Origin of the sequence: Spirosoma montaniterrae (assembly GCF_001988955.1) — a bacterium.
GTDB classification, from domain to species: Bacteria; Bacteroidota; Bacteroidia; order Cytophagales; family Spirosomataceae; genus Spirosoma; species Spirosoma montaniterrae.
This window is the reverse complement of record NZ_CP014263.1, coordinates 1,371,475-1,385,921: the sequence shown is the minus strand read 5'-3', so window position 1 is coordinate 1,385,921 and position 14,447 is coordinate 1,371,475. Positions and strand designations below refer to the sequence as shown.

13 protein-coding genes are annotated in these 14,447 nt (G+C 53.9%); 3 read left to right on the top strand and 10 right to left on the bottom strand.

Features of this window, described 5'->3' with window-relative positions:
* Positions 1-166: 166 nt before the first annotated feature.
* Positions 167-562, bottom strand: coding sequence for a hypothetical protein (locus AWR27_RS05990; protein WP_077130353.1), 396 nt, complete (start codon positions 560-562; stop codon positions 167-169).
* 268 nt (positions 563-830) lie between these two features.
* Between AWR27_RS05990 and AWR27_RS05985 the strand changes: the two genes are divergently transcribed.
* On the top strand, positions 831-1,238 hold the full coding sequence (locus AWR27_RS05985) for a hypothetical protein (protein WP_077130352.1): 408 nt from the start codon (positions 831-833) through the stop codon (positions 1,236-1,238).
* A gap of 13 nt (positions 1,239-1,251) precedes the next feature.
* Here the strand turns inward: AWR27_RS05985 and AWR27_RS05980 are convergent, their stop codons facing one another.
* The 7 genes from AWR27_RS05980 to AWR27_RS05950 all read right to left on the bottom strand — a co-directional run bounded on the left by AWR27_RS05980 (position 1,252) and on the right by AWR27_RS05950 (position 8,877).
* The gene (locus tag AWR27_RS05980) at positions 1,252-1,929 is read right to left on the bottom strand and encodes a hypothetical protein (RefSeq protein ID WP_077130351.1); all 678 of its coding nucleotides are present in this window, start codon (positions 1,927-1,929) and stop codon (positions 1,252-1,254) included.
* Positions 1,930-1,945: 16 nt separating this feature from the next.
* Entirely contained in the window at positions 1,946-4,432 is a 2,487-nt protein-coding gene (locus tag AWR27_RS05975; protein ID WP_077130350.1) for a heavy metal translocating P-type ATPase, read from the bottom strand.
* 141 nt (positions 4,433-4,573) lie between these two features.
* A complete protein-coding gene (gene chrA, locus AWR27_RS05970; RefSeq protein WP_077130349.1) occupies positions 4,574-5,776 on the bottom strand; it encodes a chromate efflux transporter in 1,203 nt (400 codons plus the stop codon).
* A gap of 85 nt (positions 5,777-5,861) precedes the next feature.
* Positions 5,862-6,818 (bottom strand): isopenicillin N synthase family dioxygenase, encoded by a 957-nt coding sequence (locus tag AWR27_RS05965; protein WP_077130348.1) that lies wholly within the window; start codon positions 6,816-6,818, stop codon positions 5,862-5,864.
* A 158-nt stretch (positions 6,819-6,976) separates the two neighbouring features.
* The gene (locus tag AWR27_RS05960) at positions 6,977-7,681 is read right to left on the bottom strand and encodes a superoxide dismutase (RefSeq protein WP_077130347.1); all 705 of its coding nucleotides are present in this window, start codon (positions 7,679-7,681) and stop codon (positions 6,977-6,979) included.
* Between the two features lie 230 nt (positions 7,682-7,911).
* A complete protein-coding gene (gene recR, locus AWR27_RS05955) occupies positions 7,912-8,523 on the bottom strand; it encodes a recombination mediator RecR (RefSeq protein WP_077130346.1) in 612 nt (203 codons plus the stop codon).
* Between the two features lie 75 nt (positions 8,524-8,598).
* A complete protein-coding gene (locus AWR27_RS05950) occupies positions 8,599-8,877 on the bottom strand; it encodes an ATP-dependent Clp protease adaptor ClpS (protein ID WP_077130345.1) in 279 nt (92 codons plus the stop codon).
* A 171-nt stretch (positions 8,878-9,048) separates the two neighbouring features.
* Here AWR27_RS05950 and AWR27_RS05945 point away from each other — a divergent pair, with 171 nt between their 5' ends.
* The gene (locus AWR27_RS05945) at positions 9,049-10,512 is read left to right on the top strand and encodes a sodium:solute symporter (RefSeq protein WP_077130344.1); all 1,464 of its coding nucleotides are present in this window, start codon (positions 9,049-9,051) and stop codon (positions 10,510-10,512) included.
* Positions 10,513-10,531: 19 nt separating this feature from the next.
* Positions 10,532-12,415 carry a TlpA disulfide reductase family protein gene (locus AWR27_RS05940; protein ID WP_077133831.1) on the top strand — a complete coding sequence of 628 codons (1,884 nt, stop codon included), beginning with the start codon at positions 10,532-10,534 and terminating at the stop codon, positions 12,413-12,415.
* Between the two features lie 169 nt (positions 12,416-12,584).
* Here AWR27_RS05940 and AWR27_RS05935 read toward each other — a convergent pair whose 3' ends face one another.
* Both AWR27_RS05935 and AWR27_RS05930 read right to left on the bottom strand, forming a co-directional pair.
* On the bottom strand, positions 12,585-13,475 hold the full coding sequence (locus AWR27_RS05935; RefSeq protein WP_077130343.1) for an SDR family oxidoreductase: 891 nt from the start codon (positions 13,473-13,475) through the stop codon (positions 12,585-12,587).
* Positions 13,476-13,582: 107 nt separating this feature from the next.
* Positions 13,583-14,422: a crotonase/enoyl-CoA hydratase family protein gene (locus AWR27_RS05930; RefSeq protein WP_077130342.1), complete on the bottom strand. Its 840-nt coding sequence runs from the start codon at positions 14,420-14,422 to the stop codon at positions 13,583-13,585.
* Between the last annotated feature and the right edge of the window lie 25 nt (positions 14,423-14,447).

Here is a 14,447-nt window from a genome sequence, read left to right as displayed (position 1 = left end):
TGATGCCTCAAAAGTGCGGAGTAGCAGGCGCGTAACCGATGAGATACGTCAACGGGCAAGGTGATAGAAATCAGGTTGAAGAGCAGACAGGAAACAAAAAAGCCAATCCGCAGCACGGATTGGCTTTCCTCATTTTCTTAACCTATTGATGAACCAACTTTTACCCTCAAAGCAGGGCAATGACGCGATCTCGCACGGGCGTAGCCAGATTGATTTGCTTTAACAGCAGCCCGTCGTCCGAACGAAGTTCGAGCGTGTACTCGCCGTCGACCACTTCGCTCATATCGAACAGAACACCCGCTTTCATCTGTTTTTTGGGAATCGTTGTCGTATGAATCACATGCTGCTTTTCATCGAGCAGCAGAACCGTTACGGTGGTGGGCTTAACTTTTGCAACCGACAACCTGACCTTGCCAGCCTTTGTAACATAAACACTGGCGTCGAACGAGGTCGGTTTGGTGGGCGCGTCTGGATTGGCGAAGAAAGTGGTGCTGAAAAGTAACGCACCCATCAGGTTTTTGACACCGGCTATCAGGCTAACCTGAACAAATGTAGTAATCATGGCTTTGGTAGTTTTTGTTGTTTACTGTTCAACTACCCTGTGCCAAACGACGTGCCAAGTTTTTAACTATCTGATTAACAGGTAATTTCAAGAAAGTACTATTCTTTTTTCTGTACGAAAGCGGACAATCGGTGTTCGGATTTGAACAGTTTGTGCGGCTTAAAGAACGACCTGCCCAAAGTCAGTCACTATAGTAACAAATGTCATAAATCACTAACTCGAAGTAGTCGACTTTTACGTATCTATTCAATATAAACCCTGTCTTAGTATGTCTGTTTCTGCTACGCCCGCCCGGCCAGGTCGTTTAACCTGCCTGACCCAGAATTTCGCGTGGAGCCTCAAACTCGATCATACCATCGAGGAAATCGATCAATTGATAAGTCTGCTGATCGATGTACAAACGCAACCCGATAGCGCAGCCATAATCCCAAAAGCGACCGCTTTGGCAAACCGATTGAACGCGCTCAGGCAACACGTCGAGTACCTGCGGGCGACCCACTTATGCCACGAAAATGCCTGTGAATCAGCTAACCTGCTTTGCCCCTGCTACAGTGTGCGATTTGCGAAGTATGAGGCTCTGCCCAACGCGTTCGCGTCGCTCGGTTTTATTTTCGATCAGGTACGCGACGACTGTTATCAGTTTATGACAGGCCCCGCAGGATCACGTTTTATTTAATCGGCGTGTTGCTTCACCAAAGAAGCCGAAGAAGAAACCAGCCCGTTACGATTCCAACTGACAGCCCGGCCAAAATCCCTCCCACTGCGCCACAAACAACCGTTAGCGCAAATGGCGTTTGGGCAGTGGGCAGCGATGCCGCTACGTAAATCCAGCCCAGGCCCAGCCCCCAGCCAAGCGCGTTTGCCAGTATCCACATACCCGATTGCCGGACGTATTTTCGGAGCGAAATCCACTGAAAAAGTCCGAATAAAGCTCCTAATAACAGGCCCGTTCCAATACTTAACGCTGCGAACATAAGCGGACTTTCCAGATCAATAGCCGTTTCAGCGGGTTGATTCGACGGGGTAGCGTCAATGAAAAACAGCGAGGGTAACATCCCCAGAAACCACCCCAGCACGGCGATGGCAACCGTAAGGCCAACCCATTCGGTAGCCGTCAACTGTGGAATCCGTTCGCGCAGCACCCGCCATTGCAACCAACCCAGCACAGACCCTTCGATAGCCCCCGCCAGCAGCATACACCCCAGCACAGTGAACTTATCGCCTAATTGCTCCGGCTCGCCAATAGCCTGATTCACAGCATAGGCAATGGCTCCCGCCGTGCCAATGCCCAACACTTCGCCGAGGGCGCAGTGAACGGCCCAGCGTTGCCAGAACCGAATACGTTGCTGATCTAATTTGGGTTGCATAGGCTTATTTCTGTTTTTACGCCCGTATCCGCCACCACGCCCGCGTCCCGATTGTGGCAATCACTACCATCGTAGTAGAACTAAGCGGCATCAGAATGGCCGCCACAATGGGCGATAACTGCCCCGTGAGTGCATAACTCAGGCCGGCAAAATTGTAGAGTAACGATATGCCGAAACTGAACCGAATCAGGCCCATCGCAAACCGGCTAAACCGCAGAAATCGAGGTAGTTCGCGCAGCGATTCGCCCGCCAGAATACCATCACTGGCGGGCGTAAACTGGATGGTATCGTCGGTAACGGCGAAACCCACGTCGGCTTGTTTAAGAGCACCCGCGTCGTTTAGCCCGTCGCCAATCATCAGCACCCGACGCCCTTCGGCCTGCAACTGGCGCACAGTATCGAGTTTCTGCTGAGGGCTGCATCCGAACCCCATTCGGTTGGGCCGGAACCACCGTAGCAGGTGCGGGCGAGTAGCGTCGGTATCGCCCGAAAGCAGGTATAGCCGGTGGGTCTGGCATAAAGTATCGAGCATGGTCTCGATACCGGGCCGGTAGCCGTTTGCCAGCCGGAAGCAGCCCCGGTAGTTGCCTTCTATGCTGATGTGTACGGTTGTGCCGGGTTCGGTTTTCGCTGGCAACGCCAACGCGCCTACAAACGCAGCCCGGCCTACTTTCACCACCCAGCCATCGACCAACGCCTGAACGCCCTGTCCGGGCACTTCGGTAAACCCTTCTACAGGCAACGGGCTGGCACCGCTCAGATGCCTCGTCAACCGTCGACTTAGCGGATGCGCTGACTGCCGCACCACAGCCTGCACCATTGCCCGCTCCAGGTCCGTCAACGCTGGCGAAAAATCTTCGGTAACGCCCGCTACTGCCTTATCGTTCACCTCTGTCAGTGTGCCGGTTTTATCGAACACGACCGTATCGCAGGCCGCCATTTGCTCGATCACATCGGCATTCTTGAGGTAAAAACGTCGTTTTCCCAGCAGCCGTAGCCCATGCCCCAACGCTACCGGATAGGCCAGCGACAATACGCACGGGCAAGCTACAATCAGCACAGCGGTAAAGGCATTGACTGCCGTGTGGGCATCGCCCCGCAGCGCGTACCAGTATGAGCCCGTGAGTGTTGCCAGCGTCAGTACGGTCAGCGTGAAATAGCGACCTACGTAGTCGGCAAAGGTGGTAAAGCGGCCTGTGTCGCTCTTGCGGAAGGCGTCGTTGTTCCAGAGTTGAGTCAGGTAGCTTTGTGAGGTTTCGCGCACTAGTTCAAGGTCAATGGCTTCGCCCATCTGACGCCCGCCCGCGTAGAGCAGTGCACCCGGCTCCTTACGCTCCGGCACCGATTCGCCCGTCACGAACGAATAATCGATCAGGCCCACACCCTGGTACAGCAGCCCATCTGCCGGAATCAGTTCGCCGTGCCGCACCCGAATCCGGTCGCCTTTGCGGAGTTCGGCAACGGGAACAGGGGTTTCAGTTAAAAGTGAAAAGTGATTAGTGAAAAATGAGCCGTCGGTAGCAAGCGCGTTCAGGTCATTTTTCACTTTTAATTTTTCACTGTTCACTGTTAATTGTGACGCCGTTAGGGGGAAGTAGGCTTTGTAATCGCGCTCGAAAGACAGGAAATCGTAGGTGCGCTGCTGAAACCATTTGCCGCATAACAAAAAGAAAATCAGGCCGCTAAGCGAATCGAAATAACCCGCTCCGCCCAACGCCAGCACTTCGTAAGTCCCCCGTGCGTAGGCCACCAGAATGCCCAGCAAAATTGGAAAGTCGATGTTAATGATACCCTTGCGCAGGCTTTGCCATACGGATATGAAATAGCCCGATCCTGAATAGAAAACTACCGGCGTAGCCAGCATCAGATTGATGATGCCAAACCAGATTTTGAAGGCCGGGTCATCGAGGCCGAGGTATTCGGGAAAGCTGAACAACATGATGTTGCCCGCGCAGAACCCAGCCACGCTAAGCCGATAGAGCAGCGGACGGTAGGTGGGCCGTTGCTGTTCTTTCACCATGTCGCTGAGGCTAATCAGCGGCTCGTAGCCCAGCGACGCCAGCAGTTCAACCACCTGTCGCAGCGAAATCCGGGTCTGCTCGAAGGTCAGCGTCACCTGTTTTTTGAGGAAATCGACCCGTGCCTGCCGAATACCCGCGTTGAGCCGATAACTGTGTTCGAGTAGCCACAAACACGACGAGCAGTGGATGGTTGGGATGTAAAACGTGATGGTTGTCTGGATTTCATTCTGAAAATCAACCAACTGCCGTTGCACGTCGGGCAGATCCAGAAAGGCGAACCGCGTTTGCGGGAGTGGCTGCGTTTGCGTGCCGGGCCGCTCGTTGAGGTCGTAGTACTGACAAAGCTGGTTGGCGTTCAGCACTTCGTAAACGGTGCGACAACCATTGCAGCAGAAATGTTTCTGATCGAACAGCAGGTCGTGTTGAGCGCATTCGCTGCCGCAGTGGTAGCATTGCGTTTGCGTGACCGACGTTGTGGGCATAGCCGTAAAAGTTTCCGGCAAGTTGCGCTCATGGTTCCCATTTAGCCCTGACAGACGTTAGGCAAGCGGCTGATTTTACCCCACTTTAGCACCTCACCCAACCCCTCTCCTTGTTTTAACGAGAGGGGTTGGGGTGAGGTATTACAAAAACACCCCGGCCAGCAAACCCGCCAGAATAAGCACAAAGGGCGGAATGCGGGTATAGAGCAGCGCGGCCATCGTCAGCAGTACCACCACAACCGACGGCCAATGCGGGGCCATCGGTTCGAACAGAGCCACGGCGGCTGCGGCTGTCAGGCCCGTACTGGCTGCGTTAATGCCATCGAGTGAGGCCCGCACCACCCGGTAACGTTTGAGTTGCGCCCAGAACCGATAGACGAAGAAGATGAGAAACGTACCAGGCAGAAAAATTCCGGCAGTCGAAACGAAACTCCCCCAGAACTGCCCATTCATACCGGCATCGCGCATCGATAACGCACCAATATACGACGCGAAGGAAAATACAGGTCCCGGCAATGCCTGCACTAACCCCAGCCCCGACAGAAACTCCTCGCGGGTCAGGTAATGTTTGAACGCTACGAACTCGTTATAAAGCATGGGCGTCAATACCTGCCCGCCCCCAAAAACGAGACTACCGTTACGGTAAAAGTTCTCGAACAGCCGCACCGGCAGCAGTTGCGTAACGGCCCCCAGCCCGGCAGCGGCCAGCAACACACCGAGCCATAAAAAAAAGTTAGCCCACTGCACTTGTAGCGGCTCTTTCGTCATACGCTCCTGTTTCTGGTAGGTCAGTGCCGTAGTCAGACCACCTACCACAATCACAATGGGCGTCATCACCGGCGACCGAAAGATATACGCAGCAACAGCCGCCATAATGGCTAAAGTCAGACTTATCTGACTCTGTATCACCATTTTACCAATACGATAGCCCGACACCACCAGAAAGCCTACGGCCATTGGCTGAATATACCGGGCGAAGCGCAGCGAGAGGTAATTTTGTTCTAAATAATACACCCCCATACCAGCCGCCGTCATGATCGACACGGCGGGCAGCACCCAGATGAGCAGGGTCAGGTAAGCCAGATTGGGACCGCCAATTTTGAAGCCGAGGGCCGTAATGGTTTGGGTCGACGTGGGTCCCGGCAGCACCTGACAGAGCGCGTTCAGCTCCATCAGTTCGGCTTCGGTCAGGTAGCCGCGTAACCGTACAAAACGGTCGTAAAACATAGCCAGATGCACCTGCGGCCCTCCAAACGTAGTCAACGCCAGAATCAGCACATCTTTTAAAAAGATGATGTACCGAATTTTCCGAACGGGCCTGATCGTAGAGAGGTTAGGGAGCATCTTTTTTAGTGATGAACGATGAGTGATGAACGATGAGTGACTGACTTGATAGCAATGTTCATCACTCATCGTTCATCACTCATCACTATTTCTTCAGTCCCAGTTCGCGCAGGCGTTCGTCTAAAAATTCGCCCGCCGTCATGTCGACGTACAGTTTGGGATGTTCGGCATCAATACAACTGTTAAGACTCGTTAGGTCCATGTCGGCGCGGGGGTGCATAAAAAACGGAATCGAATAGCGCGACTGATTCATCTTCTCACGGGGCGGGTTCACTACCTGGTGAATCGTTGATTTCAGCTTGTGGTTGGTCAGCCGGTCGAGCATGTCGCCTACGTTCACGATGACCTGATCGGGCAGGGCCGTAATGCCAATCCATTTACCATCGCGCCGGAGTACTTCCAGCCCGTCGGCAGAAGCTCCCATCAATAGCGTAATCAAATTAATATCGCCGTGTGCAGCGGCCCGAACGGCCCCATCGGGCGTGGTGTTGGGGTCGAGGGGAAAGTAGTGCAGTGCCCGCAGAATGCTGTCGCCGTTGCTTACCTTATCGTCGAAGTAGTTTTCAGGCAGTTCTAAATAGAGCGCAATGGCCCGGAGCAGTTGTTTACCGGCATTTTCGAGCGTCTGATACGCTTCGAGCGTAGCGTCTTTAAAGTCGGGATGTTCTTCGGGGAATACATTGGCGGGCATATCGCCTACTGGATTGGGCTGGCCAATATGGTAGAACTCTTTCAAATCGGCCACTTTAAACCCTTTGGCGGTTTCTTTGCCTTTGCCGATATAGCCGCGCTGCCCGTTCAGGTCGGGATGCTCATACTTCTGTTTGAGTTCGTCGGGCGACTGGAAAAATGCCTGGGCCGAATCGTAAAGCCGTTTGGTGAGCGCGTCGGTCAGGCCATGATTTTTGATGGCAACGAAGCCAATCTGGTTGAAGGCCCGTCCTAAATCCTGTACAAATTTTGCTTTTTGTTCGGGTGTACCCGACGTGAAATCGGCCAGATCTAAGGACGGAATTTCGTCGTATAACTCCTGTGGTTGCATAGACTAATCGTTTTCGCAAAAATACGAAATGTAGAGACGCAACCCATCGCGTCTCCTTCGCGTCAGCCATTTCCGCGTCTACTTCGCATCGGCCATTGCCATGCGGTTAGCAAAAAACCATCCGGTGGCTGAGACGCGAGGGGTCGCGTCTCTACGGTTTACCCAAAATTCTTTCCGATCTTATTCCAGTCGAACACGTTCCAGGCGGCTGCTACGTAGTCGGGACGGCGGTTCTGGTAGTTAAGATAGTAAGCATGTTCCCACACGTCGAGACCCATAATCGGGGTGCCTTTTTTCTCGGCTACGCCCATCAGCGGATTGTCCTGATTTGGCGTTGTGGTGATGTCTACGCCATCGCTGGTTTTAATGAGCCACACCCAGCCCGAACCAAAGCGAGCCGTAGCAGCCTTGCCCCATTCCGTTTTGAAGTTATCGAACGACCCAAATTTTTTGTTGATGGCATCGGCCAGCGCACCTTTGGGCGTTCCGCCCGCGTTTGGCCCCATTATGTTCCAGAAGAACGTGTGATTCCAGTGCCCGCCCGCATTGTTGCGCACAGCCGCCGGGGTTTTAGCGTCGATGCCTTTCACCAGCGCGTCGATGCTCATCTTTGCCATAGCCGCGTTTTCGGGCATTGCTACGGCTTTATTGAGGTTATCGACATAAGCCTTGTGGTGTTTGCCGTGGTGAATTTCCATCGTCCGTTTGTCGATGTGTGGTTCGAGCGCACCGGCGTCGTAGGGAAGCGGTGCCAGCGTAAACGGTCCTTCGGCCTGGGTTGGCTCAAAGCCGCCAAATGAACGGGTGGCGATCAGGCCCGCCGATGCGCCAAAAGCCAGCTTTAAAAACTCGGAGCGATTCATGCAGATGTTAGTTTTACAGGGAAACAAAAAATGCGCTTACTGAACGAACGGGCCAGCAGGCCAGATGTTTGAGCAAGCGCAAAGAAAGTTGTTTTGACAGGATTTACAGGGAATTGATTTTACTCCAACGTACTTACCCCACCCCAACCCCTCCCCGTTAGGGAGGGGCTTTGCCGCCAGATGGTTTTGGCCCCTCCCTAACGGGGAGGGGTTGGGGTGGGGTAAGTACGTCATTCGTAGGCAATGCGGCTCAGGATGCTGCGGCCCAGCGTTACCTCATCGGCGTATTCGAGGTCGCCCCCAATGGGAATGCCGCGCGCAATAGTCGAGATTTTAAGGCTGAACGGCTTCAGTTTCTTTTGCAGGTAAAAGGCGGTAGTGTCGCCTTCCATCGTGGGACTGATTGCCAGAATAATCTCGCGCACCTGTTCACGTTCGGGGCCGCGCAGCCGGTCCATCAGCGAGTCGATTTGGAGGTCGCTTGGCCCAATGCCTTCAACCGGGGAGATAATCCCACCCAGAACGTGGTACAGTCCTTTATACTGCGCCGTGTTTTCAATTGCCAGCACGTCGCGGGTGTCTTCAACTATGCAAATCAGCGATTGGTCTCGTTTGGTACTGGCACAGATGCTACACAGGTCGTGGTCGGAGAGGTTATGGCATTTCTGGCAATGCTTTACTTTCATACGCATTGCCACTAAGCTCTGAGCCAGCGTTTCCGTTTGTTCTTCGTCGCGTTTTAGCAGGTGCAGCACCAAGCGCAGGGCGGTTTTTTTTCCAATCCCCGGCAGTTTTGCCACCTCATTCACCGCGTCTTCTATAAGCTTTGAGGGGTACTCCAAGACAGTGAAAAGTTATAAGTTATGAGTGAAAAACCAATCTAAGGGCATTCTTCACCTTTCACTCTTCATTTTTAACTAATTAACCACTTCTGCGCTGATGCCGCGTCGGCAGATTTCGTTACGCATCGGCACAAGTTCTTCCCAGGAGCCATTTTTGACGGTGCATTTGCCTTTGTAATGAATGAGCAGCGTACATTGCTCGGCCTGCTCGGGCGTGTGGTCACAGACGTCGATAAGCGTGTCAATCACATGATCGAACGTATTAACGTCATCGTTGAAGACAACAAGATTATGAACGTCTGTTTCGACTACGTCGTCGAGTACGTCCGTGTATGTTTCTTCAAAAGGTTGCATGCGAGATAAAATCGTGATTATTTAGCAAAATTACGGCAAAATCAGCAGTTTTGAAAGTTGATTGCCCGTAGTAAAAGAACCGTTTTCGAGACCAAAAAGTTGCCTTGGAATGGTTGTTGCCCACCCAGTCAGTACTTGTAAATCATCCATTATCATCTGTAAATTGCCCCCATGAACACCACCGTCGCGTTAGTTATTTTGATTGCTTACTTTGGCATGTTGATTGCCGTTTCGTTCTACACCGCTCGCGGAGCCGACACCAATACCTTTTTTACGGCCAACCGGCAATCGCCCTGGTGGCTGGTGGCGTTCGGCATGATTGGCACCTCCTTGTCGGGGGTTACGTTTATTTCGGTGCCGGGAGCGGTCGGGAAAATCGGGTTTTCGTACTTTCAGGTTGTGCTGGGCTACATCGTCGGCTATCTCGTTATTGGTACGGTACTGATGCCGCTGTATTACCGGATGAACCTGATTTCGATTTACGGCTACCTCGAAAAACGATTCGGTTTCTGGTCGTACAAAACGGGCGCGGGTTTCTTTTTGCTGGCCCGCACGGTTGGCTCGGCGGTGCGGCTCTATGTGGCGGCTGGCGTGTTGCAACTGGCCCTTTTCAATGCGCTCGGTGTGCCGTTCGAGGTGTCGGTGCTGATTACCATCGGGCTGATCTGGATTTACACCTTCAAAGGGGGCGTTAAAACTATTATCGTCACCGATACGCTGCAAACCGTATTTCTGATTATGGCGGTCATTTTCACTATATACTTGATTTCCAACGAGTTGAACTTTTCCTTCGGCGAGTTGGTGCAAACGGTGAACAACAGCCCCATGTCGCAGATTTTTTACTGGGATGCCAACGATCCAAAAAACTTTTTCAAGCAGTTCATTGCCGGGGCTTTCATTGCCATTGTCATGACCGGCTTGGATCAGGATTTGATGCAGAAAAACCTGACCTGCAAAAACATCGGTGAAGCGCAGAAAAATATGTTCTGGTTTACGGTAACGCTGGTGTTTGTCAACTTTATGTTTCTGAGTCTGGGCGTGCTGCTCTATGCCTACGCCCAAAAAGAAGGTATCGCCATTCCCGAACGCACCGACGATTTGTACCCGATGCTGGCTCTCAATCACCTCGGCTTAGTAGTGGGCATTACGTTTCTGCTGGGCATCACAGCCGCCACCTACGCCAGTGCCGACTCAGCTCTGACGGCCCTGACCACTTCGTTCTGCGTCGATTTTATGAACGTCGAAAAACGCCCCGAAGCCGAGCGGGCGCGCATCAAACATATTGTTCACATCGGCTTTTCACTGCTGTTTTACGTGGTGATTCTGCTGTTCAAGCAACTGAACAACAAGGAGGTTATCACGGCGGTATTCGATATTGCGGGCTACACCTACGGGCCACTGCTGGGCCTGTATACGTTTGGCATGTTCAACAATCGCCCCGTCCGCGATCAATGGGTGCCGCTGATTTGTTTAGCGTCTCCGGTGCTGACGTACATCATCGACAAAAATTCGGTGGCGTGGCTCAATGGGTATCAGTTTGGTTTCGAGCGGCTGCTGCTCAACGGCCTGCTCACGTTGCTGGGCCTGTGGGCGGTATCACGGTCGGTGAAACGCGAGGAACCGGTGGCGGTATGATTTGATTCTGTTATTCGTTATGAAAAACTATCTTTTGCTCATCTTCGTTTTTTTGGGATCTCCCTCACGGGCGCAGTTCCGCTATTCTCCGGCAACTCCGCAGGTAGGCCAAACGGTTTCGTTCACGTATTCGCCACAGGGTACGCCCTTAGCCGCCGATAGTCTTATCGAAGGTCGCCATGTGCGGTATGGTGCGCCCTCGACCATGCATCTGAGCCGCCCGACTTCGGTTACGCTGGTGCGGCAGGGCAATGATTTCGTGGGCGAGGTGCGCGCACCGAAAGCCGACGTAGCCGGATTGGCATTCCTGTTCCGTAACCCGCAGCAGCCGCAACGCGTTGACCTCAATAAAGGCAAACTTTACGTTGTGCCCGTCTGCGATGAAAACGGTCAATCCCTGCCCCATGCTACGGGCGGTCAGGCGTCGGTGTTTATGCGAACAGGATTTTTGTACGAAGCAGGCAGCCGGCCCGACCCGAACTGGGTGGTAGCCCTGTATGAGCAGGAGTTAAAACAACACCCCGACCTGCGCCCGCTCTACTGGTCGGACTATTACGCGGCCTTGATTAAACAGAAAAAACCGGGCTACGGGCCAACGGTGAAAGCGGGTATCGAGTCGTATCTATCGTCGCGTCAGCCGCCTACGCCTGCTGAGTTCATGACGGCTGCGCAACTCTACGAAAGCATGGGCGATTTTCCCAAGGCCAAACAACTGCGCGAACGACAAAAAACCGCCGACCCTGGCGGCTCGTTAGTGCAGAAAGACCGGGCAATGGCTGTGCGGAACGAACCCGACTGGACGAAGAAGAAAGCGGCTTATCAGGCATATGCCCGCGAGTTTCCAACCTCGTCGCAGCTACCCGCGCTGAGTATTCTGATGGCCGATAGCTATTACAAAAACAACGACATAAACGGCTTGGTGGCGTTTGTGGAAAAACTACCGCCCACACAAATCGACGTGTTGATGCTGAGCACGATAGCCTTTAAAATGGCCGATGAGCAACGCGCCCTGCCCGACGCCGAGCGCATCATCCGCCGGGCTATTGCTGTGCAGCAACTTCAGTCTAAACCCGGTAACTTAACCCCAACTGCCTGGGCTACTGAGCAGCAAACCCGGCAGCGGCAGTTGATGAATACGCTGGCCCGAACGCTCGAACAGCAGGGTAAATTTGCCGATGCCTACACTGCTTATCAATCGGTCATAAACCTCGACGAAGCCGAAAACAGCGACCCACGCACCAACGAGCGGTATTTTCTGTGCGCCCTCCGCACGAACCATGCCGCCGACGCCCGCCCAATGGCCGAAGCCGCTATTAGCACGGGCCGCGCGACTACCCGCCTAAAAGCCGCTCTGCGTGAGTGGTATGCCCGGCAACCCGGCCAAACCCCCGCTAAAGCCGACGCCTACATTGCCGACCTCGAAGCCGATCTCATGGCCGATAAGCGCGACGAACTCCGCGAAAAACTCATCGATGAACCCGCTCCTGCCTTCGCGCTGACCGATTTGCTGGGACGCACCATTTCATCAACGGCTTTCAAGGGCAAAGTAATCGTGCTCGATTTCTGGGCAACGTGGTGCGGGCCGTGTGTGGCATCGTTCCCGGCCATGCAACAGGCGCAGGCTCGCTTTCAGAGCGACCCGAACGTACGGTTTCTGTTCGTAAATACCCGCGAGGGTGGGCCGCTCTCACGGGTTCACAACTTCATGGAACGCAACCCCTACCCGTTTGTGGTGCCACTCGATACACAGCAGCGCGTTGCCAACGCTTACAAAGTGAAGGGCATTCCAACCAAAGTCGTTATCGGCCCAAACGGACGCGTTCGGTATCGTTCCGTCGGCTACAACGGCAGCCCCGAAGCCACGGTCGAAGAACTGGCACTAATAGTGGAAATGCTCAAGTAGAGACGCAACCCTTTGCGTCTGCTTCGCGTCAGCCAGTTCCTTCGCACCAGCCAGCGTATCCGGACCGGACGCACCAGCCAGCTCCTTCGTGCCAGCCAACGTCTCCTGACCGGATGGTTTATTGCTGACGCGAAGGAGACGCAAAGGGTTGCGTCTCTACAGGTTGGCGTTAGCCTTGCCCTTCTTTCTTACTGGCCCGGTTGGCTTGTTTGATGGTTTCGCCGATCATGTCCCACATCTCAGGCGTAACTTTTTCGAGGTGGTTGAACTCACCGTTCGACAATACTTCGCCCCCGTCGAGGGTAACGCACTCGCCGGTCATGTAGCCCGAAAAATCAGAGAGCAGGTAGGCGGCTAAGTTGGCTAATTCCTGATGTTCGCCCACACGCTTGAGCGGGATGCGGCTCGTGGGGTCCATCAGACTTGCCAGCGGTTCGGGGAAGAGCCGGTCCCACGCGCCTTTGGTGGGGAAAGGGCCGGGCGCGATGGCGTTGAGCCGGATGCCGTATTTGCCCCATTCAGCAGCCAATGATTTTGTCATAATCAGCGCACCGCCTTTAGCTACGGCACTCGGCACCACATAGCCAGACCCTGTGGTGGCGTAGGTAGTGCTGATGTTCAGCACCGTGCCTTTAATCTGATTCTCAATCCAGTACTTGCCCACGGCCAGCGTAAAATAATACGTGCCGCGCAGCACAATATCGACAATCGTATCGAAGGCTTTATACGACAGCCGCTCGGTCGGGCTAATGAAATTACCCGCCGAATTGTTCAGCAACCCGTCAATCCGGCCAAATTTGGCAATGGTTTCGGCCATGACATGCTCAATCTGTTCGGGGTTGCGAACGTCGCAGGCAACGGCCAGTACCTGCCCGCCAGTCTCGGCCATCAGTTCTTTGGCTGTTTCGTCAATCACGGCCTGCCGACGACTACAGATAGTAACGTTGGCTCCCAACTGAAGCAGATAGCGGCTAATGGATTTGCCGAGGCCCGTGCCTCCGCCCGTTACAATAATGGTTTTCCCTTTCAGCGCATCGTTGCGCAGCATTCCTGCATTCATAGTGATAAGTGATGAACGATGAGTGATGAACTGGTACACCGGAGCAGAGGGGTGACAGACTTTCGCGTCAGCTACTCATCTCTTATCGTTCATCACTCATCACTAAACTAATACCCTCTCTCTGATTTTTTGTTAAACTCTGCTTGTCGGCGTTCGAGCGTGGCATGCATGGCTTCGCTGAAATCGTCGGATTGCATCTGGCTGGAATTCCAGACCGCTACGTATTGTAGCCCGTCTTCGATGGATTTGTTCAGGCTGTAGTTCAGTACCTGTTTGGCACCCTGCACCGCTGAAGCCGGATTGTTGGCAATTTGGCGGGCCAGCGTGTCGGCAGCGGCAAATAGAGCGTCGGGCGTGTCGTACACGTGGTTTACCAGGCCAGTGCGTTCGGCAAAGGCCGCGTCATAGTCGGCACCGGTAAAGGCCATTTCGCGGGTAAGACCCTGCCCGATAATGGTAGGGAGCCACTGTAAGCCACCAATGTCGGGGGTGATGGCGAGTTTGGCTTCGCGCAGGCTGAATTTGGCATCCCGCGAGCAAAGGCGGATGTCGGCAGCGGCAATCATGTTAACGCCCCCGCCAATGCACCAGCCATGCACGGCGGCAATAACGGGCTTCGGGGAAATGTGCATTTTCTGAAAACCCGATTGCATAAACCGAATCTGCGCCATCAGTTCGGCACGTTTGGCAGCCAGCACGGTGCCGGTAGTCATAGCGGCCAGCCGGGGCATCATCTGCCCCACATTCAGGCCATAACTGAAATGATCGCCACTGCCGCGAAACACAATGCACCGGACGTCGGGCATTTGGTTGATAGCGTCCATTGCGCGGGGCAGCTCATCCCAGAACTCCGGCCCCATGGCGTTGCCCTTGCCGGGACCCAGCAGCGTGACGGTCATTACGCCGTCGGTCTGGTGTAAAGATAAGGATTGATAGGTCTGTTCCATTACCGATAGTATGCTTGCATACGAC